Below are 26,641 nucleotides of genomic sequence, written 5' to 3' on the forward strand. Positions count from 1 at the left end.
CAATATCTCTCACTTTTGCTCTGTGCTATCATTTGAAAAGAGAGGGGATGGATGAAATGGCTTTAATAGAGTGTAAATTTTATTCGGAAGTACTAGGATTGAATACCTCAATGACTGTAATTTTGCCGCAAAAAACAACCACACAAATCGGTATGAGCAACGTAACCAGGGGAGAACTACACCCTACGTTGTATTTGCTACATGGTTTGTCCGACGATGATTCGATCTGGCTTCGCCGGACTTCGATAGAACGATATGTAGCAGAGATGGGAATAGCTGTAGTTATGCCGAATGTACATCGCAGTTTCTATACGGATATGGCTGTTGGCGGTCGTTATTGGACCTTTATTAGTGAGGAGTTGCCTATGCTTGCGCGCTCATTCTTCCCATTGTCAGATAAACGCGAGGATAACTTTGTAGCCGGGTTGTCGATGGGTGGTTACGGAGCCATCAAGCTAGGACTACGGAAACCGGAAGCTTTTGCGGCTGCAGCAAGTCTATCAGGAGCACTTGATATGGCGCATAATTTTATGAACGGGGAAAATCCTACCGTCAAAAGCAAAGAATACGAAATGATTTTCGGAACAGACGACATCGCCGGAACGCCCGAAGACCTGCTATGGCTGCTTGAGGAAGTGAACCGCTCTACAGGACCAAAACCAGCGTTGTATCAATGCTGTGGCACAGAAGATTTCCTATACACCGATAACTTGAGCTTCCGCGATGCCTGCCGAGCAACCTCACTTTCTTTAACCTATGAAGAAGGTCCAGGCACACATGAATGGGGCTATTGGGATGCCAAAATACGCGATATATTGGCTTGGCTGCCGTTGAGTAATAATTAGCTTCTTCTAATAGACAACAAAAAAGGTGCAGCTATAAGCTACACCTTATTCTATACTACTCAGATTGCCCTCTCCGGAGGGTTATTTTATTTCTCGCTTAATTGCTTACCGTCCTTATAAGGATGCCGAAGGCAATTATGCTTATTTGGTGATTTTTTTAAATAATCCAGTCTGTTCTGTGATTCCTTTTTCAGCAGCAAATCTTTCAATACTGGATGCACCAAAGAATCCGTCTATACCTTCTGTCCGTTCAATTACGTACGCCGCATCTTCTGGCTCTGCAATCGGTCCACCGTGACAAATTACCATGATATCTGGATTTACTGCTTTCCCTGCTTTAATAATCGCTTCAATTCTTTCTACACAATCATCCAATGTCAGAGCGGTCTTAGCTCCAATTGTACCTTTGGTAGTCAAGCCCATATGCGCCACCAGAATATCTGCACCTGCTTCTGCCATAGCTTTAGCTTGTTCAGGATCAAACACATAAGGCGTTGTGAGCATATCCAATTCATGTGCTGCTCTAATCATATCTACTTCTAAACCATATCCCATTCCTGTCTCTTCCAGGTTCTGTCTGAATACGCCATCTATCAAACCAACGGTTGGGAAGTTTTGCACGCCACTGAAACCTTGTTCCTTAAGTTGTTTTAAATAAACCTCCATCACTCTAAAAGGATCCGTTCCACATACGCCTGCTAATACGGGAGTATTTTTCACAACTGGCAATACCTCAGAACCCATTTCGACTACGATTTGGTTGGCATCGCCATAAGATAATAACCCTGCCAGTGATCCACGACCTGCCATTCTGTATCTTCCTGAATTATAAACAATCAGCATATCTGCTCCGCCAGCTTCACTGCTTTTTGCAGTAATTCCTGTGCCGGCTCCCACGCCTAAAAGAATCTTTCCATTTGCCACTTCTTCTCTAAACTTCGCCATGATTTCAGTTCTTGTATTTTTGTTCATGTGTAACGCCTCCATTTAAATATTTATTTATCTTATAAAAGCCTTATTTGCTCATGAGATCTATAAGCTTCTGAGCTGCTGCTTCTGCAAACTCTAAATCATTAATGGCACAATCCATCTCGATAACCTCGACAACATTTCTGTTCACACCATTTCTTAAGGTATCAAATAACATTTGATCTTCCTCTACGCCATAAAAAGCTTCCCCTGCAACATCAATGCCGGATATCCCTTTAAGAGGCAACATTAATACCGTTTTTTCTTTGGCCATATTTAATTTCTCGACAAGCTTTTTACCGATGGCTGCATTCTCTTCTACTGTTGTTCTCATCAAAGTAACTGTAGGGTTATGCTTATAGAACTTATGTCCAGCAAATTTCTCTGGTACCGTATCATAAGGGCCAAAGTTGCACATATCAAGCGCGCCTACCGATACAACCTGTGGAATATGATGTTTTCCAGCAGCTTCTAACCGATGAGGTCCGGCATTTAGCACACCACCAATAATTTCGTCCGCCCATTCTGTTGTGGTCAGATCCAATACACCTTCAATAAAACCAGCCTCGATTAGCGCTTCCATGGACTGGCCACCTACACCTGTTGCATGGAATACAAGCACTTCATATCCTCTAGCTTCAAGATAGTTACGGGCTGCCGTCACACAGGGGGTTGTTACCCCAAACATTGTTGTAGCTACTAATGGTTTTTTCTCTATCACTTGTTTATTCTCAAATTTAAGCATACCGGCGATGGCGAAGGCCGCATTGGTAAAAATCTTTGTTGAAATGGAGTTGAGTCCAGCAACATCCACTACGGATGGCATCATGACAATATCACTAGTGCCTACATATGGAGCAGTATTCCCTGAAGCTACGGTCGAAACCATCACTTTTGGTACACCAATAGGCAATGCCCGCATACCAGGGGTTACAAGTGAAGTACCTCCAGTGCCCCCAAAGGAGATAATTCCATCAAATTTGCCTTGCTTATATAATTCAGGTACTAATTTTTCCATACCTTTGGCTAATAATTCTGTTGCTAGTGCCCTATCTTTCTTGGCAACGAGCTCATCTATACTTACACCCGCGGCTGCTGCTACTTCTCGGTTAGAGATATCCGGTGTAAAGGTGGGTTCAAACACACCCGTATGAATCGTGAACGTACCCAGTTCCAAGCTTTCCAGCAAACTTTTAATGTAGAGATATTCTTCACCCTTGGTGTCAAAAGTTCCGGCAATGGCAATCGTCTTCATTTCTTCAACCTCCTCTTCAAATATCTGCAACAAAAAAAAGCATGATCAACTTATGAGTTAATCATACTTCTTTGGTTTATGAATGAAAACGCTTTTATGTCTTATGTTTTTGTGTTTATGTTAGATTTATATTGTTTTGGAGAGAACCCTTTATACTTCTTAAACATTTTGCTAAACTGCGCATAGTCTTGGTACCCAACTAATGGTGCTAGCTCAGATAACTGGATAGGGTCTCTATGTAATATTTCCGCTGCCTTATCCATCCGAAATTGTACGAGATACGTTTGAAAGCTGCAGCCTACTTTTTTGGTAAACAAGCTACTTAAGTAACTTCGGGATACATGGGCCACCTTAGCTAAATCTGCAAACAAGATCTCATTCATATAATTTTGAGCTACGTATTCTTTTACAAATTCAACATAATCATAGTGCTTTGTGATGCCGTCTAACATTTTGACCATAAAATCATCTTCATCCAGTGTCCCCGACACTTTAAAAGCTTTGGTTATATTCGTAATGGACTTCTCCGATGGAATTCTTTCAAAAGCAGAGCCCCCGATATACCCCATCAAGTTTTGATTATTACTGTACATATACTGCACATCAATTGGCGTTTTCACGGGACCACCATACACCAATTTAATTAAATCTGGCTTTAGCGCATTGCATGTATTAAAAATTTTGTCTGCCTTAGCCTTGGCAGCTTCCAGAGAGAATACTTTTTTGGCTCCTAATAATCCCCCTTCGGTTAAGCCTAAATGTGCACAAATAATATCTGCTCCTGCCTCGATCATCTGAGCAGCTTGAATTTCGTCAAATACAAAGGCTATGGTAAACAAATCTTTTTCGTGAGCTATTCTTATAGCTTCTACTTCGAGTAGATAACCATTCCCTTCTTCTTCGAGCGCTTCTCCAAATTGACCATCTATTAATCCAACCGTGGGGTAGTTATTAATTCCGGAAAATCCCTTATTCTTTATTTCACTGATATAGGTCTCCATATCTTTTGTCGGATCGGTTGCATTGAGGCCAAAAATAATAGGGATATCTCTGACCAACGGTATGATCTCTCTAGATGCAAAGTCCATCACCATATCATTGCTATTACAAAATGGTAAAATACCAGCGAGAGAGCTCCTCCCCATCTGACGGAATTTACCCGAGTTTAACATCAGAAGGAAGTCAGCTCCACCCTGCTTCGCATACTTTGCAGTAATTCCAGCACCTGTGGCTACACCAATAATATGATTCCCCAGCTCTAATTGGGATCTAAGCTCGTCTAGGATTTGCTCTCTACTCATACTTACGCACCCTCCTATCCCTACTCTAAGGATAACCGTAAAGAACACTGCGAATCCAGTTATGTTGTACTTAGAGCCCTTTTAGATAAAAAAAATCCCGCCTGCGACCTATAAAAGTCTGAGGCGAGATTCGGTATTGATACGGTTTACAATATAGCGTCACCGTGTTTTACAACCCATTCATTAGCTTCGTGCAGTGCCTGCTCCGCGCGTTCGATTGCAGCTTTCACCTGAACGGTGGCTGTGCCGCCATAAACGTTACGTGCGTTAACCACAGCTTCCGGTTGAAGAACAGCATAGATATTCTCGTCAAACAGCGGTGAGAATTGCTTGAACTCTTCCAGCGTCAGATCCAGCAGGAACTTGCCTTCGTTAATGCAGTAGAGCACTGTTTTTCCGATTACTTCATGTGCTTGGCGGAAAGGAAGACCTTTACCTACCAAGAAGTCGGCGATATCCGTTGCATTTGAGAAGTCCGTGTTCACGGCTTCACGCATACGTCCCTTGTTCACCTTCATGGTGGAGATCATCGGCGCGAACAATTGCAGTGCACCAGTCAGTGTAGTAACGGTATCGAACATGCCTTCTTTGTCTTCCTGCATATCCTTGTTGTACGCGAGTGGCAAAGATTTGAGCACGGTCAGCAAGCCAATCAGGTTGCCGTATACGCGACCAGTTTTACCCCGTACCAGTTCTGGTACGTCCGGGTTCTTCTTCTGTGGCATAATGCTGCTGCCTGTGCAGAAAGCATCATCCAGTTCCACGAAACTAAACTCTGTACTACTCCACAGTACCAATTCCTCACTGAGTCTGGATAGATGTGTCATAACAAGCGCTGCATTCGCCAAGAACTCCACGATGAAATCACGGTCGCTGACAGCATCCAGACTGTTCTCGTAAACACTGTCAAAGCCCAATTGCTCGGCCACAAAATGGCGATCGATCGGGAAGGTCGTTCCCGCAAGCGCTCCTGCTCCGAGTGGCAGAACGTTGATCCGTTTGTAGCTGTCCGTCAGACGTTCTGCATCGCGGCGGAACATGGAGACGTAAGCCAACAAGTGGTGAGCAAACAGGATCGGTTGTGCCCGTTGCAAATGCGTATACCCAGGGATGATCGTCTCCACATTATCTTTGGCCTGCTCGATCAAAGCTTCCTGCAATTCATGCAGCAAGCTAACTAGCTCAACTACACGGCCACGTAAGTAAAGGTGCATGTCCGTTGCCACCTGATCGTTACGACTACGTCCTGTGTGCAGTTTACCACCAACCGGACCAATTTCCTCAATCAGATGTTTTTCAATATTCATATGGATATCTTCATCCGCTACGGAGAAAACAACCTCTCCAGCGTTAACCTTGTCCAATACTTTGTTCAGACCTTGCTTAATCGTCTCCACATCTTCTTGTGGAAGGATTCCGCATTTGCCCAGCATTGTGACATGTGCCAGACTGCCTTGCACATCCTCTTTGGCCAAAGCCTTATCAAATCCAATGGAAGCCGTATATTCCTCCACCAGCTTGTTTGTTCCTTTAGTAAACCGTCCGCCCCAAAGCTTGCTCACCTGTAGTTTCCTCCTCTTGGACGCCAGAGGGCCGCTCCTATCCTGACGGGAGGAACGGCCTTCGGAATGCCCGTTTAAGTTTATGTTATCCTTCTATTTCGAAGCTCCATTTACACCTGTAGAAACTTTAAGGCGCAATGCGTTCAAGTGGATAAAACCAGTTGCATCCCCTTGATCATAAGCTTGTGTAGGATCAGCTTCCATCGTTGCAATTTCAGGGTTGTACAGGCTGACTGGGCTCTTCACTCCAGCGCCGATGATGTTGCCTTTGTACAGTTTAAGACGAACAGTACCCGTTACATTTTGCTGGCTCTGTGTTACAAGAGCTTGCAGTGCAATACGCTCTGGTGCGAACCAGAAACCGTTATACACCAAAGTGCTGTAACGAGTGATCAGGCTGTCACGCAGGTTCATCACTTCACGGTCCATCGTGATGGACTCCATTTTGCGATGAGCGACGAACAGGATTGTTCCACCCGGAGTCTCATACACACCACGGCTCTTCATGCCGACAAAACGGTTCTCAACCATATCCACACGTCCGATACCGTGTTTACCGCCCAGCTCGTTCAATTTCTCCATCACTTGAAGTGGGTTTAAGGACTCACCATTCAGCGCTACGCAGTCTCCCTTAACGAAATCGAGTTCCAAATATTCCGCTTCATCCGGAGCATCCTCTGGAGCGTTGCTCAGTAGGAACATTCCTTTGTTCTCAGGTGCACTTGGATCGAACCAAGGATCTTCCAATACGCCGCTCTCATAGCTGATGTGCAGCAGATTACGGTCCATCGAATACGGCTTCGCCGCAGAGGCTTGTACCGGAATATCATTAGCTTCCGCATAAGCGATCATTTCCGCACGACCCGGGAATTGATTGCGGAACTCTTCCAAACGCCAAGGTGCAATCACCTTAATGTTTGGTGCAAGAGCAGCTACGCCAAGTTCAAAACGCACTTGGTCGTTACCTTTACCTGTCGCGCCATGCGCGATAGCCGTAGCGCCTTCAGCGATGGCGATATCCACCATACGCTTAGCGATTAGCGGACGAGCAATACTAGTTCCGAGCAAGTATTGGCCTTCGTAAAGCGCGCCGGATTGGAACATAGGGTAGATGAAGTCGCTAGCGAACTCATCACGCAGGTCATCGATGTATACTTTCGAAGCGCCGGTTGCTAGTGCTTTTTCCTCCAAACCGTCGAGCTCTTCTTTTTGGCCGATATCGGCTGTGAAGGCGATGATCTCAGCATCATAAGTTTCTTTAAGCCATTTCAAAATAACGGATGTATCTAGTCCGCCGGAATAGGCGAGTACAATTTTTTCTTTAGCCATGGTGTGGCAACTTCCTTTCGTGTGGGGGGTATAAGATTCGCTTAAATGCGCCTATAGAACTCCGGTGATAAGGCGCAACTGCGTGAAATGTTTGGACTTCCGGTCGCTGTTATAATCAGATTTCTATGATTGTAGTCTGCCTTCGCAGATGAAATCTGATTATAAAGGCGAACGCTAACGCTCCTACAGTTCCAAACTTTCACTTCATTGCTCCGCACCGGAATTCCAACGCTACTTATTAAGTTCATCTTATATAGTATTTTATATAATCTTAGACCAATATAAGTTCAATCCTAATTATCTATGATTGCTTAACTCATTAGGGCGGCCATCAAAGCTTTTTGTGCATGCAGGCGGTTCTCAGCCTGATCAAAGATCACCGAGTTAGGGCCGTCAATCACGCCTGTGCTGACCTCTTCCTCACGGTGGGCTGGCAGGCAGTGCAGGAAGAGATAATCGCTCTTCGCGCCTTTTACAAGCTCCTCATTGACCTGATAGTCCTTGAATGCCGCTTCACGCGCCTTTTGCTCCTCTTCGAAGCCCATGCTCGCCCACACATCGGTGTAGATGACGTCAGCGTCTTGTACAGCTTCTTGCGGGCTGCGAGTGACCACAATCTTTGCTCCGGTTTCTTTAGCGATCTCACGAGCTTCTGCGACAACTGCTGCATCCGGCTCATAACCTTCCGGTCCGGCAATAGATACGTCCACGCCCAGCTTAGCTCCGCCAATCATTAAGGAATGAGCCATATTGTTGCCATCGCCGATGTAAGCCAGCTTCAGGCCTTTGAGCTTTCCTTTGTACTCATAAATCGTTTGGTAATCCGCCAGCACTTGGCAAGGATGTGCCAGGTCGCTCAGACCGTTGATTACTGGAATAGAAGCATAACGAGCCAGATCCTCTACTTTGTCATGACCGAAGGTACGGATCATAATTCCGTCGAGGTAACGTGACATTACTTGTGCTGTATCGCCAACCGTTTCACCGCGTCCAAGCTGAATGTCATTTTTGCTCAAGAAAAGGGCATGCCCTCCCAGCTGATACATTCCAACTTCAAACGACACGCGCGTACGAGTAGAGGATTTTTCAAAAATAAGACCAATCGTCTTCCCCTTCAGCGGCTGAAATTCTTCGCCATTGTTCTGCTTCTTCTTCAGTTCAATCGCCGAATCAATCAGATACGTAATTTCCTCCGGGCTGTAATCGTTCAGCTCCAGTAAATCACGGCCTTTCAGTTGCTGCGCAATGGTGTGCTTGTTACTCTGTACGCCCTGACTCATGAGCTTACCTCCCCGTTTGCTTGTTTAGCATAAGTATGAATGAGTTCGGAGACGATGTCTACCGCTTGGTCGATCTCCTCTTTACTTACATATAGATTAGGCAGTAAGCGAAGGACATTAGGACCCGCTGTCACGAACAACAGGCCTTTCTTTTGTCCAGCCAAAACAATATCACCCACTGGTGATTGACATTCAATCCCGATCAACAGTCCTTTACCACGGATATCCTTCACAAAAGAACAGTCCGCCAGCTTCTCTTTCAAAAGACCTGTCAGGTACTTACCCATTTCTTCAGCGCGTTGTGGAAGCTCATCCTCCAGCATCGTTTCAATCGTCGCTGCCATAACCGCTGTTGCAAGCGGTGTTCCTCCGAAGGTGGACGCATGGCTGCCAGGTGAGAACGCTTCACGCAAATACCCTTTGCCAAGCATTAAGCCCGCTGGGAACCCACTAGCAATCCCTTTAGCCAAAGTGAAAATATCTGGTTCAATTCCATAATGCTGATGAGCAAACAACTTGCCTGTACGTCCCATACCTGTCTGTACCTCATCTACAATCAGAAGCAATCCGTGTTTCTTACACAGTGCCACTACAGCGTTCAAGAACTCAGGCTCTACCTCAAGCACGCCACCCTCTGCAAGTACCATCTCCAGCATGATAGCAGCTGTATGATCCCCGATAGCAGTCTCTAACGCTGGGAGATCATGCAAAGGTACAGTCTTGAAGCCTGCTGGAAGCGGCAGGAATCCTTCTTTTACCTTTTGCTGACCTGTAGCTGTTAGTGTGGCTAATGTACGTCCATGGAATGATTGTTCAAATGTGATGACCTCATAACGATCCACACCTTTAATCTTCTGGTGGTAACGACGAGCCAGCTTAATAGCAGCCTCATTCGCTTCTGCCCCACTATTGCAGAAAAACACTTGATCAGCGCAGCTATTCTCTGTCAAAAGGTTTGCAACTTTGTCCTGTCCAGGAATATGGAACAGGTTCGAGACATGCCAGAGCGTATCAATCTGATCCTTCAGCTTCGCACCGACTTTTTCAGGAGCATGACCTAGACTGGTCACAGCTAATCCACTTGTGAAATCAAGATACTTATTGCCCTTATCATCCCATACCCAGGTGCCTTTGCCTTTAACTAAGCTGAGATCATATCTGGCGTAAGAAGGGAATACCGCGCTAAGCTTGCCTGCTGCAACATCCGGTGTACCTGATCCTACTGTATCGGTCTGCTGTGCCCCTGCTTGCGAATCCAATTCCGCTTGTGTAAGCTTGCTCATTCTAAGTCACTCTCCCACCTTGTGCTCCTGTGTACCAGGCTGCACCTCTAAATGATATTCATCTATGATTCTACGAACGAATAATACGTGTGCCTATCGCTTCACCTTGTAGTACTCGGCTAAGCACCCGCGGTTCTTTTCCATCCACAATAATAACCTCTGAAACGCTGCCTTGAATGCAATCGATAGCTGCCCGTACTTTTGGGATCATGCCGCCGTAGATTTCTCCACTTTCAATTAAAGCTTCGATTTCCTGTACGGTAACGGATGGAAGCACAACCTTTCGACCCTCCACCGTACTCATAATGCCAGGCACATCAGTGACTACGATCATTTGGGGAGACTCTACATAAGAAGCGACTGCCCCTGCTGCTGTATCTGCGTTAATATTGTAGCGCTGACCTTCAGCATCTACACCAATAGGTGCAATGACAGGAATATATCCCATACCTATAATCCCTGTTACGATATCAGCTTTCACTTCCGTTACTTCGCCTACCAAACCTACTTCAGCGCTATTAGCTACGGGTCTAGCAGTAATCATATTTCCATCGATGCCGGATAGCCCTAGAGCTAGACCGCCACTTCCTTGAATTCGCCTTACAATCGCCTTGTTGATACTCCCTGCCAGCGTCATCTCTACGACATCTAGTACTGCCTCGGTGGTTACTCGCAGACCGTTCACGAAGCTGCTTTCAATGCCCAGCTTTGCTAGATTCTCTGAAATGGCTGGCCCTCCGCCATGAACAATTACAGGCTGAATGCCTTCCTGCTGCAAATCTCGTAAATCTTCGAAAAAAGAATCAGGAAGAGCAGCCAGCGTACTGCCGCCGCATTTCATCACAAACAATCCACTACCATCTAATGCATCTATAAGTTCAAGCTCGCTATTTAGCGTCATAAGTTCGGTATCCTTCCCTTGTGGGCTTAAGCCGCCACAAATTAGGTACGGTATGCAGCGTTAATACGCACATAATCGTAAGTTAGGTCACAGCCCCAAGCTGTAGCCTTTCCGGTTCCATCATGCAAATCTACAGTGATCAGCACAGTTTCACTTTTTTGCAAATAGGCCAAAGCCTTCTCCTCATCAAAAGCAACCGGCTTCGAGTGCAGTAGCACCTCAATATCACCTAACGAAATGTTCACACGCTCCGGAGATACTGGAACACCCGCGCGTCCAACCGCAGCAATGATCCGTCCCCAGTTCGCATCCGCTCCAAAAATAGCAGATTTCACTAGGCTAGAACCCACCACTGTCTTGGCAATCACTGCAGCAGCTTCGTCATGAACAGCACCATTCACTTGAACCTCAATCAGGTGAGTCGCACCTTCTCCATCACGTGCAATCGCCTTGGCAAGCGTCTGGCAGACATACGTGAATCCAGCGGCAAAAGCGTCCCAATCCGGATGCAATCGGGTCAGCTTCTCATTACCTGAAAGCCCACTAGCCATCGAGACTAGCATATCATTCGTGCTTGTATCTCCATCAACTGTAATCATATTAAAAGTAACGTTCGTAGCAGAACGAAGTAGACTGTGTAAATCTTCCGCTGAAATATCAGCATCTGTAGTCATAAAACCGAGCATGGTAGCCATGTTAGGATGAATCATCCCGGAGCCCTTCGCAGCTCCAGCAATAATAACTTCTACACCGCCAACAAGCACCTTCACGGCAACCTCTTTTTTAACTAAATCAGTTGTAAGTATGGACTGACAGAATTCCTCCGCTCCAGCAGCCCCACCGTCCAGCTTTTCTGGTATTGCAGCAATACCGCTACGTACGCAATCCATCTTCAGCAGCTCACCGATCACACCAGTCGAAGCGACAGCAACATCATTAACCTCCACACCCAAATGTTGAGCCGCTGCAGCGCGCATCTCATAAGCATCGGCCTCGCCTTGTTCACCTGTGCAGGCATTAGCATTCCCGCTGTTCACGACTACCGCCCGCAACGTTCCGTTCACAAGACTTTCTCGCGTCACCTTCAGAGGAGCCGCCTGAAAAACATTTGTCGTATATACGGCAGCAGCCGTAGCTGGAACCTCACAAAGAATCACTCCGAGATCGTTGCGGTCTGTTTTTTTCAATCCACAGTGCAGTCCTCCGGACTTAAATCCTTTAGGTGAAGTAATGCTTCCACCTTCCAAGGTAGTAAATAATTCAATCTCGCTCATGTTATTTGTACCGCTGATCCTTATGGATACACAGGTGTGTAGCCGAGGCCAAGGGTTTCCTCCCATCCCATCATCAAATTAAGGTTCTGTATTGCCTGACCTGCCGCACCTTTTACAACGTTATCAATGACGGAGACTATGGTCACCCGCCCTGTACGAGCATCTGTCGCAAATCCGATATCACAATAATTAGAGCCGCTAACTTCTTTTGTCGCTGGAATCACACCTACATCGCGCACCCGCACATAAGGTCTGCCCGCATAATATTCACGATATAAATTCACAAAATCCTGCTCCGTATAATTGCCCGTCATTCCTGCATACATCGTACTCATAATACCTCGGCTCATAGGCACGAGATGTGTGGTGAACGTTACGGTTACCTTTTCTCCAGCAATCTCCGTGAGCGTCTGCTCGATTTCTGGTATATGTTGATGTTTATTTATTTTATAAGTTTTTAAGTTCTCGTTTATCTCTGCATAATGCACCATCAGGCTCGTTCCGCGTCCTGCTCCGGTAACCCCGGATTTGGCATCAATAATAATACTGTCATGCTTAATCCAGCCTGCCTGAATCACAGGAATTAGTCCAAGAAGTGTAGCCGTAGGATAACAACCTGGATTAGATATAAAATCAACCCCAGCCACACGCTCTCCGAACACCTCGCAAAGTCCGTACACAGCTTGTTCCAGGTACTCATCAGCAGGAGCTGTATGTTTGTACCAGTGCTCATACTCTGCGCCATCCTTCAATCGGAAATCACCGGATAGATCTACGACCTTAAGTCCAACTTCCAGCAGCTGCGGCACCAGCTTTGCACTTACACCAGACGGCGTAGCCGTAAAAACCACATCCGCCCGCTCAGCCATCTGCGCCGGATCAACGCCATCCAGCCTTCGGTCAATAATGCCCGTCAAATGAGGAAACCCTTCCTCTATCGCATCCCCTGCACTAGATGAGGAAATTACCGAAGTAATCTCTACTTTAGGATGACTTTGTAGTAACCGAATCAGCTCTACGCCTCCATAACCCGTTGATCCAACAATCGCCGCCCTCAGCTTGCCTTCCACTGTCATCCCCACTTCCTGCTTATCCTGAATATATTATTTAATATAATGCATACCGTCTTAGAAATATGTATTATTATACATCCCTATTAATATAAATACAACATAATATGTGAACTTTATTCATCCTAAATATAACCTCATTTAGAAAAAAAGAGAAGCGTCACCTCCCCTGTAGGAGAGATTACGCTTCTCTTTTAAATCCTTCGCCTAACACTTCATGTGCTTCGGTAATTATAACAAATGCACTTGTATCTACGGATTGGACAATCGCCTTTAGCCTTGATACTTCATTCTGACCTACCACTACCATCAGAACGGTACGTGCATCGCCAGTGTACCCGCCATGTGCGTCCAGCTTTGTCAGACCACGATCCAGATCATTTAATATCGCCGCAGATATTTCATCTGTTTTGTCCGAGATAATATAAGCAACCTTCGTATAACGGAAGCCTACCTCTATTGCATTAATGGCCTTACCTGTAACAAACAATCCGATCAGCGCATACAGCGCCTGCTCCATGCCGAGTATAAATGCAGCAAGCACAATAACCGTCCCGTCCAGCAACACAACGGAAACCGAGAAGCTGAGACCAGATATCTTTTGAATGATTTGCGCCAAAATCGTAAGTCCACCTGTTGAGCCCCGTCCGCGGAATACAACGCCAAGTCCCACCCCCACACAGATACCGCCATAAATGGAGGCTAAAAGTGGATTGGTTGTCGGTGTAGGCAAATCTTTTGTCAACAAGATAAATAGCGGCAACACAAAGCTCCCAAGCAACGAGCGAACGCCGTATTGTTTCCCCAGGAAGATTACTCCGAGCACAAACAGCGGGATATTAAGTGCCCATTGCGTAAATGCCGGTTCAGCCCCAAACCAAGCTTCAGCCAATACAGAAAGACCCGATACACCACCAGAAGCTATATGATTAGGCAGAAAAAAAAGATTAAACCCCAGTGCCGTGATTAGCGAACCGATCAGAATAAGCGTTGTATCCACCACATGACGGATGGGTCCATTCAGTGGAATCAGCGGGGGTTTATTGCGAGAATTGATTTTTTGCATTTCATGGCGCTCCTTAAAGTGTCATCTTGCTCTACGTAAGAAGAAACGGCTATTCCATCCATATCAAAGAATGGTATCCGTTTCCCCTAAAAAAATATAAAGATAAAGTATGGAGTAAGCTTATACTTTCCTATATTCCCGAAAAAATCCCTTAATCCGCCTCAACCTTGATCTGGCTACGCAAGTACCCATCAATGAATGCGTCCAGGTCTCCGTCCATTACTGCACCCACATTACCTGTTTCCACGGATGTACGATGATCCTTGACCATGTTATACGGATGGAATACGTAGGAACGAATCTGACTGCCCCAAGCGATTTCGGATTGCTCGCCGCGAATCTCATCCAATTGCTGCTGCTGCTCTTGCAGCTTACGCTCATACAGCTTGGAACGCAGCATCTTCATCGCTTGTTCCCGGTTCTTGATCTGTGAACGTTCGTTCTGACAGGTTACCACCACACCCGACGGCAAGTGAGTAATCCGTACCGCAGAGTCCGTGGTATTAATATGCTGTCCACCGGCGCCACTCGCTCGATACGTATCGATCTTAAGATCCTCAGTCCGAATCTCAACTTCTACATCATCCGTAATTTCCGGAACAACATCACAGGACACAAAAGAGGTGTGCCGTCTGCCAGAAGAGTCAAACGGAGAAATCCGCACAAGTCGGTGTACACCCTTCTCAGCTTTTAAATATCCATACACGTTGAAGCCCTTGATAAGCAGTGTAACACTCTTAATTCCTGCTTCATCACCCGGTAAATAATCGAGCACTTCAACCTTAAATCCACGTTTTTCAGCCCAACGCGTGTACATACGAAGCAACATTTGACCCCAGTCTTGAGATTCCGTTCCGCCTGCACCCGGATGAAGCTCAAGGATCGCATTCAGCTTGTCATACGGTTGGTTAAGCAGCAATTGCAGCTCGAATTCATCCACTTTACTGCCTAGGCTGCGAATTGTCTCTCCGATTTCTGTTGCCAGATCCTCATCGCCCTCTTCATCCGCAAGCTCTGCCATCATCGCAGCATCATCGTATTCCTGTTGAAGCTTCTCGTATTGATCTACGGAAGATTTCACAGCGTTCATCTCAGCGATTACACTCTGCGCTTGCTCACTATTATCCCAGAATCCTGGAGCCGCCATTTTCTCTTCAAAGTTAGAAATCATCTCTTGCTTAAGATCTAAGTCAAAGAGACCCCCTAAGGTCAGTTAGTTTCTTGCCTATTTCACGCAGATCCTGCTTTACATTTGGTTCTATCATAGGTCACTTCACCTTTCAAAATTGGTTGTTACGGTCTTCACTATTGGAAAGTTAGTAATGAGTGAATGTTCAGCCATTCCGAGAAGGATTGGACTTCCGATCGCTGTTATCCTCAGATTCCTTGATTAGATAACCGCACTTGCGGTTGGAATCTGAAGATAAAGGCGAGCGCTACGCTTCTCCAGTTCCAAACCTTCTCTCCATTCCAAATTCACTCAAGTGCTAAAGATCCAAAAAAGCGACTGGGCCGTAAACGGGGGATACCCCCGGGCCCAGCCGCTCTTTATGGTTAGTATACCCATAGAGATCAGGGTTAAAGACTTACATCTTCAACACCTGAATATGAGCGCTACTAAACGTTTGTCTTATGCGTTTTGACCGTGGCAATTCTTGTACTTCTTACCGCTTCCGCAAGGGCAAAGATCATTACGGCCAGTCACAGCCTCAACATGAACCGGACGTTTCTCAACAGGTTCGCTGTTTGTAGAGATCTTGTCTTCATCAATAACGGATTGACGTTCCTGATTCGCCTCGATGTGAGCCTTCATAATATAAGTAGCTACTTCTTCTTGAATCGTAGCAGTCATAGTATTAAACATCTCAAAGCCTTCGAATTGATATTCACGAAGTGGATCCGTACCACCGTAAGCACGCAAGTGAATCCCTTGACGTAATTGATCCATTGCATCAATATGATCCATCCATTTGCTATCTACGGAACGAAGCACGATTACCTTCTCGAATTCACGTACGAGTTCTGAACCCAGACGTTCTTCACGTGCAGCATATTTCTCAAGCACACGTTCGAAAATAAACTCGATGATCTCCTCAGCTTCCTTACCCCATAGAATATCACGGGTCAAAGCACCTTCTTCAAGCAGCTTGCTGTTTACGTAATCAGCAACTTCTTGCAGTTCCCAGTTCTCAGGAATATCATCGCTGCAGTGTGCTAGAACGATACGCTCAATTACTGGCTTGATCATTTCAAGCACGACATCTTTAATATTATCAGACTCCAGAATCTCACGGCGTTGTTTATAAATAATTTCACGCTGCTGATTCATCACGTCATCATATTGCAATACGACTTTACGGATATCAAAGTTATTACCTTCAACACGTTTCTGAGCAGATTCAACCGCACGTGTGATCATGCGGCTCTCAATCGGCTGATCTTCCTCGAATCCGAGACGATCCATCATAGTCAGAACGTTGTCAGCGCCAAAACGCTTCATAAGCTCATCGCCAAGCGACAAGTAGAATTGTGTAGAACCAGGGTCACCTTGACGACCCGCACGACCGCGCAGCTGGTTATCAATCCGGCGCGATTCATGACGCTCTGTACCAATGATATGCAGACCTCCAAGATCTGTCACACCTTCACCCAGAACGATGTCCGTACCACGTCCAGCCATGTTGGTAGCAATCGTAACTGTACCTGGCTGACCTGCATGGGTAATGATTTCTGCTTCCGCAGCGTGATGCTTCGCGTTAAGCACTTGGTGTCTAACGCCTTTGCGCTTCAGCATTTCAGATACGAGCTCTGAATTCTCGATCGAAACTGTACCAACCAGTACCGGCTGGTTCTTTTTGTGACGTTCTACAATTTCTTCCACAACAGCCTTGAACTTACCGTTCTCACTCTTGTAGACCACATCTGGCATATCTACGCGCTGATTTGGTTTGTTCGTAGGTACTTGAAGAACTTCAAGACCATAAATCTTCTTGAACTCCTCTTCCTCAGTCTTCGCTGTACCTGTCATACCACCCAGTTTGCGATACATACGGAAGTAGTTCTGGAATGTGATTGTTGCAAGAGTCATACTCTCATTCTGTACTTCGATTTCTTCCTTCGCTTCAATCGCTTGGTGCAGCCCATCGCTATAACGACGACCTGACATTAGACGTCCTGTAAATTCATCAACAATAACGACCTCACCCTCGTTTACAACGTAATCTACGTCACGACGCATAATTACATTTGCTTTTAGGGCTTGGACGATATGGTGATTCAAAGTTACATGACTGTGATCATACAAGTTCTCAATACCAAAAGCGCGCTCAGCAGTAGCCACACCTTTTTCAGTCAAGGCTACAGACTTCACCTTAATATCAACTGTGTAGTCTTCTTCAGCCTTAAGCTTTTTCACGAAACGGTCTGCTGAAAAATACAATTCTGTAGACTTCTCAGCTTGTCCGGAAATAATAAGAGGTGTACGTGCTTCATCAATAAGAATAGAGTCCACTTCATCAATAATACAGAAATACAGAGGGCGCTGAACCATTTGCTCTTTATAAAGCACCATGTTGTCACGCAAATAATCAAAACCAAATTCGTTGTTTGTGCCATACGTAATATCGCAGGCATAAGCAGCTTGTTTATCAGCATGGTCCATACCGCTCAGGTTAACCCCAACCGTCATGCCCAGGAAGTTATAGATTTGTGCCATTTGTGCGCTGTCGCGCTGAGCCAAATAGTCATTGACCGTTACTACGTGTACGCCTTTACCTAGCAAAGCATTCAAATACACTGGCAATGTACCTACTAGTGTCTTACCTTCACCAGTCTTCATCTCGGAGATTCGGCCTTCATGCAGAGCCATACCACCAATTAACTGCACATCAAAATGCCGCATACCAAGTGTCCGCTTGGAAGCTTCACGTACGGTTGCAAATGCCTCAGGAAGAATTTCTTCCAGAGTTTCGCCTTTCTCAATACGGGCACGGAATTCTGCTGTCTTAGCTTGTAACTGTTCATCAGATAGCTTTACAAATTCCGGTTCCAATCCATTAATTACATCGACTGTCTTCATGAGACGTTTAACGTCACGATCGTTGGTGTCTCCGAATATTTTCTTTACAAGTCCTAGCATGGTTAACCCCTTTCATGCAACACAGATGGTGGAACCGAGCCCATCCTCACAAAATTGAAAGGGCCATTTATAAATTCGATTCCGCTGCTTCATAAATTGTAACAGTTTGTAAGAGATGCCGCAATACAAGGTGTATCAGCCACATTTTTCAAATATAGTCGCTTATACGCACAAGAGCCCTATTCGCTGCAAGCGAATAGGGGCTCGGTTTAAATTTCTTAGGTTCTGACTAACTCTCGAGGCCCTTTATACTTAGAGCATAACTGGCATCATTGTATCTTAGCCCTGTTCAATCAGTCCATATTTACCATCATCACGTTTGTAAACTACGCTTACTTCCGAGGTGTCGATATTGGAAAAAACAAAGAAATTATGTCCTACCATGTTCATTTGAAGAATCGCTTCTTCCACATCCATCGGTTTCATTGTAAAGCGTTTGTTCCGCACAACTTCTAAATCATCATAATCTTGTTCTTCTACAGCAACAGCGGTACTAGCTCCATCCACAAACAGCGTCTTCAGTCCCTCTTGACGGAACTTACGATTGATCTTCGTTTTGTGTTTGCGAATTTGACGTTCCAGCTTGTCCACAACGGCATCTATGGAAGCATACATGTCATCGCTGCGGTCTTCCGCACGAAGCGTCACGCCAGCAAGCGGAATGGTTACTTCCACCGTATGAAGGCCGCGAACTACGCCAAGCGTCACAGACCCTTCAGAGGTAGGGGGTGCTTCGAAATACTTCTCAAGTTTGCTGAGCTTCTTATCAACATACTCTCTCAAAGCGTCGGTCACGTCAATTTGTTGACCTCGAATGGTGAATTGCATGGCCACTCCTCCTTTAGTTACACCTTCATTATACCAAATTGTTAAGGCTAAGTAAAAAGTAATTCCTTACAGCCCTTACAATTAGATAACAAATATTGTCCTTGTGTTCACAAATAAAACAAGTCCGGTAAGAGCAACTATTCGCCTCACCGGACCAATTGTAAACCTGTCGTTATTATAGTACGAATTCCATTCTTATATTCCCAAACTGAGACAGTATAAGATTATGTTACTTGGTATGAATTTGGATGATTTCTACAGGTGACAATTGCGTACCTGATCCTGTAATAACATATACCTTATAGGCAGTATTGGCTGTTAATCCAGTCAAAGTATGCGTATGTTTTACACCAGGAGCGAACGTAAGCGTGTCCGTCCATGGAGCAGTCAATGCTGTACCCGCACTATTCTGACCTAAAGAAATTTGTGCTGCGCTAGGTGCTTTTTCATTAGCAGGTAATACTACATATCTTACTGGGGTTGGAGTGTCACCTGTCACACCATATTTAACATATACATCTGCTGTAACAGTACCTACTTGTCCTGGTTCAAAAAGCGTAATCGACTTTTCAGTTGCTTGAGCAGTAGTTAATCGAACTGTTGTTACAGTAGACAGATTTCCAGATGCATCCGCTGCTACGATATATGTTGCATATTCTGTTCCAGGATTCAATCCGTAAACCGAGAATGTAACCGTTGTGTTGGTCACAGTTGCAACACTACCATGAATTTCGCTTGCAGTTCCATCGCTGATCTGTCCTTTTTCTACCTGCAATGCACTCGGTGCACTTACGTTAGCAGTATAAGGAGCTACAACATAGTACACTGAGCCCGTTACGGAAGATGTCAGGTATACATCGGCTGTTACCGAACCAACGTTACCATAAGTTGCTCCACTTACTGTTGGTGTAGTGACAGTTCCGCCATCACCGTTACCGCCGCCAGATCCACCACCACTTCCGCCGCCAGTACTACCACCTGGAGTAGCTGTTGGCGTTGGAGTAGCTGTTGGAGTCGGAGTAGCCGTTGGCGTTGGGGTAGGAACTACTCCACCACCTGTACCGCTACCTGGATAATAGATGACTGAGGTATTGATGATACCTACAGCCTCTGCACGTGTTAACGATCTCTTAGGACCGAAGGTTCCATCCGGATAACCGTTAATAATCTTTTTATCTGCTGCAGCGGCTACTGCACCTTTTGCCCATGCTGCAATTTGTGCATTGTCTTTAAATTTGCTAGTAGTGGTATTAGTGCTCAATTTAAGTAATTTCGCAGCCATTACAGCTGCCTCTTGTCTTGTGAGCGGACTATTAGGACGGAACGTATTGTCCTCGTATCCTCCGATATAACCAGCTTCCACGGCTTTAGCCACTTCACTGTAGTTCCAGTTTGTACTTTTCATATCTTTAAAGCTTACAGTTGCTTTTTCTTTAAAACCGAACAGGCGATTTACCAGAGTCACATACTCTCCACGTGTAATTGCCTTGTTTGGTTTAACTGTACCGTCTGGGTATCCTCCAAGGTATCCACTATCTAACCATTCCTGTAGCTGAGCTTGGGCCCAGTGACCTTGAATATCCTTAGGTACGGAGGCGGCGGATACGCTGCCAAGAGATCCTAATAACATACTAACTCCTAAAACTCCGGTCATAAGACCGCGCAACTTCTTTTTCATCCTGCTAATCATCCTCCTAAAAGTTTTGATAGCGTAGGCTATATGAATCTCTTCTTGGAAGTATTGGCCTAGGCTAACATAGTGTGCGTCGAGGTAAGATAAACAGCTCAACGTAAAGCTATTACCCACATTTCGAAGAGTTCTAACATTTTCCATATTATAAATTTACAAAGTACGCTATTTTCTTTCTATTAACAGCCTTGATAGAGGTTTATGAGAGCACAAAAAAAGGACCTTGGGAGAAATCCCAAGATCCTTGCTAGCGCTGTCTAAATTGCTAACCATCTACTTATATGTAGGTCGGCTTAGCCGTATGATTATAATTTGATTACGTTAGCTGCTTGTGGTCCGCGTGCACCTTCAACGATATCGAACTCTACGGATTGGCCTTCATCCAAAGTTTTGAAACCATCTGTTTGAATCGCGGAAAAGTGTACGAATACGTCGCCACCGTCTGCAGTCTCGATAAAACCATAACCTTTTTCTGCGTTAAACCATTTTACTTTACCTTCCATTGATTAAACATTCCCTTCGTCATCAGATGAACGTGAGTCTTGCTCACAAATCGACTATACCACCGTAACTTCTTCATTGTCAATTGGAAAAGTAAATGTTTACATGCAATAATTTACCACGTAAAATAGGACGTTTAATTTACCATAATCAAGAAATAGCTGCGGCGTAAGGATCAAAAAAAAGAGCAGACGGTATTTAATACCCGTCTACTCCTATAGTGAAACACCGAAATAAATTATTTTCTACGATCCATTAGAAAACTATCTGGGGTATAAGCGGCCTCGTAGGCGCTGCGCTGTACCTTGGCCTGATTGCGCTTCTGCAACCAGTCTTGGGCTTCCAAACGAAGAGCGTTCATTCTATCTAAAATCACATTATCGTATTCCAGAATTCGATTAATTTCTTGTTTTTGTGCGGACGTCGACTTACAAATTTCGGCTTGTTCTGCAATGGAGTCGACAAGCTCCTGACGATCCTCGACAAAAAGCTCTAACTCCTCATAGGTAGTCTCATCGAGTCTGTCCGTAATGTCCAAGGTTAGTTCCTTCAAGTGCTGAATTAACTCATCCATGAGCACTTTCAGCCTGTCCCTGGCCTGCAGCGATTTTGGATGCTTGGAGCCAAGTTTCCCGAAGTTCAGTAAGGTAGCCGATAGCCTCTTCCGCTTTTTCTGGGCTTTTGCGGATGTTGGCTTCCACTAACAAGAAATTTGTATATTCATAAAGTGAATAAAGATTATTAGAGACCTCATAAGAGTAGTCCAATGTACTCATTAATTCACTTATAATCGTTTGAGCTTTGCCAAAATTAAGACTGGTCTTCTCGTAGTCCTGTTTGCTAAGACCATCCATCGCTGTTCTTACAAAACGAATGGCTCCATCGTAAAGCATGACTACCAACTGTGCAGGCGTTGAGGTTTTGACAGAAGATTGGCGATACTTGTCATAAGGAGATGTTATCAATAATGTCACCCTCTATTTTATAATTATCTTAGCTGGATGTGGAGAAAAGACTGTTAGACTGTGACTGTAACTTGTTCATTGCCGTTTCCATGGCTGAGAACTGCTTGTAATAGCGTGTTTCGGCATTATTTAACATAGTCAGCATTGAAGTTATACGAGTGTTGTAGAGCTTCATCTTCTTACCCATTACACTTTCTTCTTTGAAGGTACTGGTAAGGTCCATAGAGAATCTATTTGTGCCAGCTCGCTCAGAAATCTTATCAATAGCAACCGATATTTTATCAGCCATTTTATCCAATATTCCTTCTTTAGGGGCACTGGCTGGCCCTTGCAATAAATCCATGGCTAGCTGCGGATTAGCACTGATTGCGCTCTTCAGCTTAGCCTCATCTTTTATTATAAGCTTACCGTTCTCCATATAATTTCCGGTTGTAATTCCTAGTGTACTGAGTGGTCCCAGCTTCTCAGTGATAATAGCGCGCATTTCGGACAATACAGATTTAATAATATCATCATTCTTAAGCAGACCGCTCTTAGCCTTTTCTGTCCAAGTCTTAATATCATCATCTTTCAATGCAGACTTTTGTTCATCTGTCAAAGGTCTAAAATCGCGATATTTAGCTTCATCGATTTTCGCGTTCAAAGATACGACCAAGCTGTTGTAATCCTCAATAAACCCTTTGATGGTCTCCACAGCTTTATCGGGATCTGTCTGCGTCTTGATAATAACTGGAATATCAGCAGAAGCTGCATCTTTTTTTGTCAACTCTTGCAACGTCAACTGAACACCATTAATAGTAAACGTATTACTGTTAACATTATCAATTTCTACATCGTTGATAGATACTTTAGCATTTACCCCATCTATGGTCTTTTTAATGGAATTATCATCTGCAGGAGTTGACTGCCTTCCATTAAAGAGCTTCATAAATCCATATGAATCTCCACCGAGATTAACGTCGCCCCCAGAATCGCCAACAAGCTTCAAGGTTCCATCTGTAGTAAAGCTTGCGTTTACTTTGGCACCCGCACCATTAATTGTACTCATAATGGTAGCAATAGAATCTGAACCTTTAACTACTAACTCCTTGCCATTGATAGTAAACTTGATGTCTTTCACATCAGCATCAACTAGGGAGGTACCGTCTCTTTTATTTATTAACTCAGTTACTGTAGTTGCAGTAGTAACGCCCGTAAGTTTATTGGATTCCACCACATTAAGATTACTCTTCGAGAACAGACCCAGCAATGTATTACTGCTTGCAGGCGTCCCCATCGTTACAATACCATCTTTACCGCTGGTCTTGGAGGCAATTGTCAGCTTGCCTGTAATTTCATCATAGCTGGCAATGGCATTGGCTTTAGAAGTGGAGTTAATCGTCGCCACAAGAGTTGAGATTGAGGTCAGACCGTTAAAGATGGACTTTCCATCCTTATCTTTGAACGTTTCACCGTTAATGCTGATATCAAAGCCCTTTTTCAAATATTCAGTTCTATCAGTTTCAGACATATTGGAGAGATCAACACCATCTAGTGAAGCCAGAGACATTGTAGCGGGTTTCCCCTGTCCCAAGCCAGGAGTTTCGTACGTCGTTCTTGTTGCCAGTTGGGTAACACTGACCTTCATATCCACTCCGTTTGCTGTTGCCAAAGCTTCAGCTTTAATAGCTGTTGTATTTCCAGTAACCACAGCTTTCTGAGCGTTGAGCGCAGCATTCCCTCCGTACTTGGTGATTAATTTATTTGTCCGGAAATCGTACAGCTTGCTGTTCAATTCCCGGTATCCTTCCCTTTGCCATTGCAGGAGCTGCTTGTCTTGATTAAGTTTGTCCAGCGGCACCCTCTTGGCGGCCATCATGCTCTTAACCATACTATCGATATCCATCCCTGAAAATCCATTTACACGTGTAACCAAAACAACACCTCCTATACTAAATTTTCTCGTCTACAAGTATTCCGGCAATTTCCATCATACTAGCTACGAGATCCAGAGTCTTCTCTGGAGGGACTTCGCGAATAAGCTCACCGGTATCCTTATTAAGCACTTTGACCATAATATCATGCGTCTTCTCATGGATGCTGATCTCCAGCGTAGTCTGGGGTCCCTGTAAAGATTTCACTGCCCGTTCAATGGTACGAATGAGCTGTCCCTCCGCAACTGACACGTTTACACCCTGCTTCTCTCTCAAGCTCATATCCTTTGCATTTCGGATAGGCGTTTCTTGAATTGTGGATGACACCGAAGCAGTACTGGACGGTACCTCAGATACACCCTGTGCATTTGTTACGGAACTAATAGAACTAGCAGAAAGAGAAAACTGTACATTCATAAACCCCGACCTCCACCAACGCTCATTTTATACTCTTTATATCGGTTATATTTAGGGATAATTTAGGACTTAAGAAAGATAAACCCGAAAAAATCCCGGAAGTCAGAAGTTTTTTTAAGAATCACAAATATCCATAAAAAAATGACCTTGGAAAAAATCCAAGGTCATTTTTTATGAAACTATAGAGTTTGGCTTTAAAATTAACGAAGCAATTGAAGAACGCCTTGTGGTTGTTGGTTAGCTTGAGCCAACATAGCTTGTGCAGCTTGTGCAAGGATATTGTTCTTAGTTTGTTGCATCATTTCTTTAGCCATGTCAACGTCACGGATACGGGATTCAGCAGCAGTCAAGTTCTCAGAAGCTGTTCCCAAGTTGTTGATTGTGTGCTCCAAACGGTTTTGAACAGCACCAAGTTTAGAACGGGAGCTGGATACAGTTGCAGTAGCTTTATCCAGAATTGCGATAGCAGCAGAAGCATCTTCTTTAGTAGAGATGTTCAGAGCCGCTTCAGCGTTCACATTGTTAGTTCCATCAGTTACAGTGCTAGTCTTAGTGAAGCCAGCATCGCCAGCTTTACCAGTGATACCCAGAGCAGAAGCGCGCATGTCGCCAATAGCCAAGCTCATAGATTGACCAGTGTTAGCACCGATTTGGAAAGAAGTTTCAAAGTCTTTTTGAACTCCGCCGTCTTTCAAAGTGATGCCGTTGCCAGCTACGCCTTTAGCTGTTGCAGTTACAGTAAGTACGCCAGTAGCACCAGCTGTTAATGTAACTCCATCGATTTTGCTTCCCAGAGTATCAACGAGTGCTTGTACAACACCATCACCATCAACAGCACCGCTAATGTTCACACCTTTTGCAGTACCTTTATATTCACCTTTAGTTGCATCATAGAACTCAATTTGCTCACCATTAATCGTAATTCCAGTTCCAGCTAGCTTATCTACACCTGCCTGAGTAGTAATGCCTGAAAAGTCAAGTGAACCCGTAGCTTGAACGTGGTTTGTTGCTCCAACCGAAGCTACAGCACCTGCACCAATAAGAGATGCTGTACCAGTAAATTTCGCTGCGGACATATTGCCTTGTGCACCATCAAATTTCCCACCGCTTCCAACTGCAACAGCATCAATCTTAACTTTATCGGTAGCTCCACCAACTGTAAAGCTTCCTTTGAGTACATCGTTAGAATCAATTGCTTTTTGCAGTCCAGCTCTAAATGCTGCAGCAGTTGCATCTGCTTTACCAGTAGCAGCTGTGATAGCTGCTTGGTCATCAGCAGTAAGCTTATAACTAACTTCTTGACCGTTAATTGTTAGTGAGATTTCATCGTTTGTTTTACCTTCGATTAGAGTTAGTGTCTGAGTTGCTTGAACATTTGTTGAAGTACCATTACTAACGAATCCATCTTTAGCTACACCAGTACCAGCAAGGTTAGTTTGTCCGTCACCTTTAAGCAATTTTTGAGTATTGAACTCAGTAGTGTTACCGATACGGTTGATTTCGGAAGTCAGTTGGTTCATTTCGTCTTGCAGAGCTTGACGGTCAGAATCAGTGTTAGTTCCGTTTGCGGATTGGTTAGCCAATTCGCGTTGACGTTGAAGGATGCTGTGAGTTTCGTTCAATGCACCTTCAGCTGTTTGAATCAAAGAGATACCGTCTTGAGCGTTACGGGAAGCTTGATCCAAACCGCGGATTTGACCGCGCATTTTTTCGGAGATAGCCAGACCAGCTGCGTCATCACCTGCACGGTTGATGCGAAGACCGGAAGACAATTTCTCAATATTTTTGTTAGTGTTTGCAGTGTTAGTAGTCAGTTGGCGGTGAGTGTTCAACGCCGCGATATTGTGGTTGATAATCATTTGATATTTCCTCCCTGAAATTAAGTTAGTTCCACATCCATGTGGTAAACGCCGATCCATTAAGGTCGGCCGCCCTGCCGGGTCAGCGTCTACTACATATATCGACGGCATGCACCCAACTGTTTAGAGCATTTCGAATTTTTTTTGAAATTTCTTGGAGAAATTCTCCAAAACACAAATAAAAACCCGAGTCCG

22 protein-coding genes are annotated in these 26,641 nt (G+C 44.7%); 1 reads left to right on the forward strand and 21 read right to left on the reverse strand.

What is annotated here, in order from left to right:
• The first annotated feature begins 56 nt into the window (after nt 1-56).
• Entirely contained in the window at nt 57-845 is a 789-nt protein-coding gene (locus tag NSS87_RS28635) for an alpha/beta hydrolase family protein (protein WP_076298113.1), read from the forward strand.
• Nucleotides 846-986: 141 nt separating this feature from the next.
• On the opposite strand, the gene NSS87_RS28640 is transcribed toward NSS87_RS28635, so the two are convergent.
• From NSS87_RS28640 to NSS87_RS28740, 21 genes are all read right to left on the reverse strand, one after another.
• Nucleotides 987-1,817, reverse strand: a complete 831-nt coding sequence (locus tag NSS87_RS28640) for a phosphoenolpyruvate hydrolase family protein (RefSeq protein WP_076297888.1) — start codon at nt 1,815-1,817, stop codon at nt 987-989.
• 43 nt (nt 1,818-1,860) lie between these two features.
• Entirely contained in the window at nt 1,861-3,069 is a 1,209-nt protein-coding gene (locus tag NSS87_RS28645) for a Tm-1-like ATP-binding domain-containing protein (RefSeq protein WP_339243731.1), read from the reverse strand.
• A gap of 101 nt (nt 3,070-3,170) precedes the next feature.
• On the reverse strand, nt 3,171-4,370 hold the full coding sequence (locus tag NSS87_RS28650) for a phosphoenolpyruvate hydrolase family protein (protein ID WP_339243732.1): 1,200 nt from the start codon (nt 4,368-4,370) through the stop codon (nt 3,171-3,173).
• A gap of 146 nt (nt 4,371-4,516) precedes the next feature.
• Nucleotides 4,517-5,932, reverse strand: coding sequence for an argininosuccinate lyase (gene argH / locus NSS87_RS28655; protein ID WP_060625918.1), 1,416 nt, complete (start codon nt 5,930-5,932; stop codon nt 4,517-4,519).
• A 93-nt stretch (nt 5,933-6,025) separates the two neighbouring features.
• On the reverse strand, nt 6,026-7,261 hold the full coding sequence (locus tag NSS87_RS28660; RefSeq protein ID WP_042192353.1) for an argininosuccinate synthase: 1,236 nt from the start codon (nt 7,259-7,261) through the stop codon (nt 6,026-6,028).
• Between the two features lie 311 nt (nt 7,262-7,572).
• On the reverse strand, nt 7,573-8,541 hold the full coding sequence (gene argF / locus NSS87_RS28665; RefSeq protein WP_339243734.1) for an ornithine carbamoyltransferase: 969 nt from the start codon (nt 8,539-8,541) through the stop codon (nt 7,573-7,575).
• Complete coding sequence (locus NSS87_RS28670) at nt 8,538-9,824, reverse strand: acetylornithine transaminase (protein ID WP_339243735.1); 1,287 nt, start codon at nt 9,822-9,824, stop codon at nt 8,538-8,540. The genes argF and NSS87_RS28670 overlap by 4 nt, the downstream gene beginning before the upstream one ends.
• A 70-nt stretch (nt 9,825-9,894) precedes the next feature.
• A complete protein-coding gene (argB, locus tag NSS87_RS28675) occupies nt 9,895-10,725 on the reverse strand; it encodes an acetylglutamate kinase (protein ID WP_339243736.1) in 831 nt (276 codons plus the stop codon).
• A 41-nt stretch (nt 10,726-10,766) separates the two neighbouring features.
• Nucleotides 10,767-11,999 carry a bifunctional ornithine acetyltransferase/N-acetylglutamate synthase gene (gene argJ / locus NSS87_RS28680; protein WP_339243737.1) on the reverse strand — a complete coding sequence of 411 codons (1,233 nt, stop codon included), beginning with the start codon at nt 11,997-11,999 and terminating at the stop codon, nt 10,767-10,769.
• A gap of 20 nt (nt 12,000-12,019) precedes the next feature.
• Nucleotides 12,020-13,069 (reverse strand): N-acetyl-gamma-glutamyl-phosphate reductase, encoded by a 1,050-nt coding sequence (gene argC, locus NSS87_RS28685; protein ID WP_339248691.1) that lies wholly within the window; start codon nt 13,067-13,069, stop codon nt 12,020-12,022.
• Between the two features lie 181 nt (nt 13,070-13,250).
• The gene (locus NSS87_RS28690; protein ID WP_339243739.1) at nt 13,251-14,135 is read right to left on the reverse strand and encodes a YitT family protein; all 885 of its coding nucleotides are present in this window, start codon (nt 14,133-14,135) and stop codon (nt 13,251-13,253) included.
• Nucleotides 14,136-14,286: 151 nt separating this feature from the next.
• Nucleotides 14,287-15,400, reverse strand: a protein-coding gene (gene prfB, locus NSS87_RS28695) for a peptide chain release factor 2 (protein WP_143759238.1) whose coding sequence is annotated in 2 segments (ribosomal slippage) — nt 14,287-15,327 and nt 15,329-15,400 — 1,113 coding nt in all. Because the reading frame shifts where the segments join, the coding sequence is not laid out codon by codon here.
• Nucleotides 15,401-15,765: 365 nt separating this feature from the next.
• Nucleotides 15,766-18,273 (reverse strand): preprotein translocase subunit SecA, encoded by a 2,508-nt coding sequence (gene secA, locus NSS87_RS28700; RefSeq protein WP_042192370.1) that lies wholly within the window; start codon nt 18,271-18,273, stop codon nt 15,766-15,768.
• 279 nt (nt 18,274-18,552) lie between these two features.
• Nucleotides 18,553-19,101, reverse strand: a complete 549-nt coding sequence (raiA, locus tag NSS87_RS28705) for a ribosome-associated translation inhibitor RaiA (RefSeq protein WP_042131328.1) — start codon at nt 19,099-19,101, stop codon at nt 18,553-18,555.
• Between the two features lie 229 nt (nt 19,102-19,330).
• Nucleotides 19,331-20,779, reverse strand: coding sequence for an S-layer homology domain-containing protein (locus NSS87_RS28710; RefSeq protein ID WP_339243742.1), 1,449 nt, complete (start codon nt 20,777-20,779; stop codon nt 19,331-19,333).
• Between the two features lie 317 nt (nt 20,780-21,096).
• Nucleotides 21,097-21,294, reverse strand: coding sequence for a cold shock domain-containing protein (locus tag NSS87_RS28715; RefSeq protein WP_019915069.1), 198 nt, complete (start codon nt 21,292-21,294; stop codon nt 21,097-21,099).
• A 236-nt stretch (nt 21,295-21,530) separates the two neighbouring features.
• Nucleotides 21,531-21,866: a hypothetical protein gene (locus NSS87_RS28720; protein WP_339243743.1), complete on the reverse strand. Its 336-nt coding sequence runs from the start codon at nt 21,864-21,866 to the stop codon at nt 21,531-21,533.
• Nucleotides 21,859-22,257: a flagellar export chaperone FliS gene (gene fliS / locus NSS87_RS28725; RefSeq protein WP_076285674.1), complete on the reverse strand. Its 399-nt coding sequence runs from the start codon at nt 22,255-22,257 to the stop codon at nt 21,859-21,861. The genes NSS87_RS28720 and fliS overlap by 8 nt, the downstream gene beginning before the upstream one ends.
• 28 nt (nt 22,258-22,285) lie before the next feature.
• Nucleotides 22,286-24,172 carry a flagellar filament capping protein FliD gene (fliD, locus tag NSS87_RS28730; RefSeq protein ID WP_339243745.1) on the reverse strand — a complete coding sequence of 629 codons (1,887 nt, stop codon included), beginning with the start codon at nt 24,170-24,172 and terminating at the stop codon, nt 22,286-22,288.
• 16 nt (nt 24,173-24,188) lie between these two features.
• Complete coding sequence (locus tag NSS87_RS28735) at nt 24,189-24,587, reverse strand: flagellar protein FlaG (protein WP_339243746.1); 399 nt, start codon at nt 24,585-24,587, stop codon at nt 24,189-24,191.
• Between the two features lie 200 nt (nt 24,588-24,787).
• Entirely contained in the window at nt 24,788-26,446 is a 1,659-nt protein-coding gene (locus tag NSS87_RS28740; protein ID WP_339243749.1) for a flagellin, read from the reverse strand.
• Nucleotides 26,447-26,641: the final 195 nt, after the last annotated feature.

This window comes from Paenibacillus sp. FSL F4-0243 (genome assembly GCF_037963295.1).
Lineage (GTDB): Bacteria > Bacillota > Bacilli > Paenibacillales > Paenibacillaceae > Paenibacillus_AQ.

What these genes read in the sequence shown, in the direction of transcription:
- secA (WP_042192370.1), bottom strand. Translation starts at nt 18,273, where the DNA reads ATGCTAGGACTTGTAAAGAAAATATTCGGAGACACCAACGATCGTGAC.
- NSS87_RS28645 (WP_339243731.1), bottom strand. Translation starts at nt 3,069, where the DNA reads ATGAAGACGATTGCCATTGCCGGAACTTTTGACACCAAGGGTGAAGAA.
- NSS87_RS28670 (WP_339243735.1), bottom strand. Translation starts at nt 9,824, where the DNA reads ATGAGCAAGCTTACACAAGCGGAATTGGATTCGCAAGCAGGGGCACAG.
- argF (WP_339243734.1), bottom strand. Translation starts at nt 8,541, where the DNA reads ATGAGTCAGGGCGTACAGAGTAACAAGCACACCATTGCGCAGCAACTG.
- argJ (WP_339243737.1), bottom strand. Translation starts at nt 11,999, where the DNA reads ATGAGCGAGATTGAATTATTTACTACCTTGGAAGGTGGAAGCATTACT.
- NSS87_RS28740 (WP_339243749.1), bottom strand. Translation starts at nt 26,446, where the DNA reads ATGATTATCAACCACAATATCGCGGCGTTGAACACTCACCGCCAACTG.
- NSS87_RS28635 (WP_076298113.1), top strand. Translation starts at nt 57, where the DNA reads ATGGCTTTAATAGAGTGTAAATTTTATTCGGAAGTACTAGGATTGAAT.
- NSS87_RS28690 (WP_339243739.1), bottom strand. Translation starts at nt 14,135, where the DNA reads ATGCAAAAAATCAATTCTCGCAATAAACCCCCGCTGATTCCACTGAAT.
- raiA (WP_042131328.1), bottom strand. Translation starts at nt 19,101, where the DNA reads ATGCAATTCACCATTCGAGGTCAACAAATTGACGTGACCGACGCTTTG.
- NSS87_RS28650 (WP_339243732.1), bottom strand. Translation starts at nt 4,370, where the DNA reads ATGAGTAGAGAGCAAATCCTAGACGAGCTTAGATCCCAATTAGAGCTG.
- NSS87_RS28720 (WP_339243743.1), bottom strand. Translation starts at nt 21,866, where the DNA reads ATGGATGAGTTAATTCAGCACTTGAAGGAACTAACCTTGGACATTACG.
- NSS87_RS28660 (WP_042192353.1), bottom strand. Translation starts at nt 7,261, where the DNA reads ATGGCTAAAGAAAAAATTGTACTCGCCTATTCCGGCGGACTAGATACA.
- NSS87_RS28640 (WP_076297888.1), bottom strand. Translation starts at nt 1,817, where the DNA reads ATGAACAAAAATACAAGAACTGAAATCATGGCGAAGTTTAGAGAAGAA.
- NSS87_RS28710 (WP_339243742.1), bottom strand. Translation starts at nt 20,779, where the DNA reads ATGAAAAAGAAGTTGCGCGGTCTTATGACCGGAGTTTTAGGAGTTAGT.
- NSS87_RS28735 (WP_339243746.1), bottom strand. Translation starts at nt 24,587, where the DNA reads ATGAATGTACAGTTTTCTCTTTCTGCTAGTTCTATTAGTTCCGTAACA.
- argB (WP_339243736.1), bottom strand. Translation starts at nt 10,725, where the DNA reads ATGACGCTAAATAGCGAGCTTGAACTTATAGATGCATTAGATGGTAGT.
- NSS87_RS28715 (WP_019915069.1), bottom strand. Translation starts at nt 21,294, where the DNA reads ATGGAAGGTAAAGTAAAATGGTTTAACGCAGAAAAAGGTTATGGTTTT.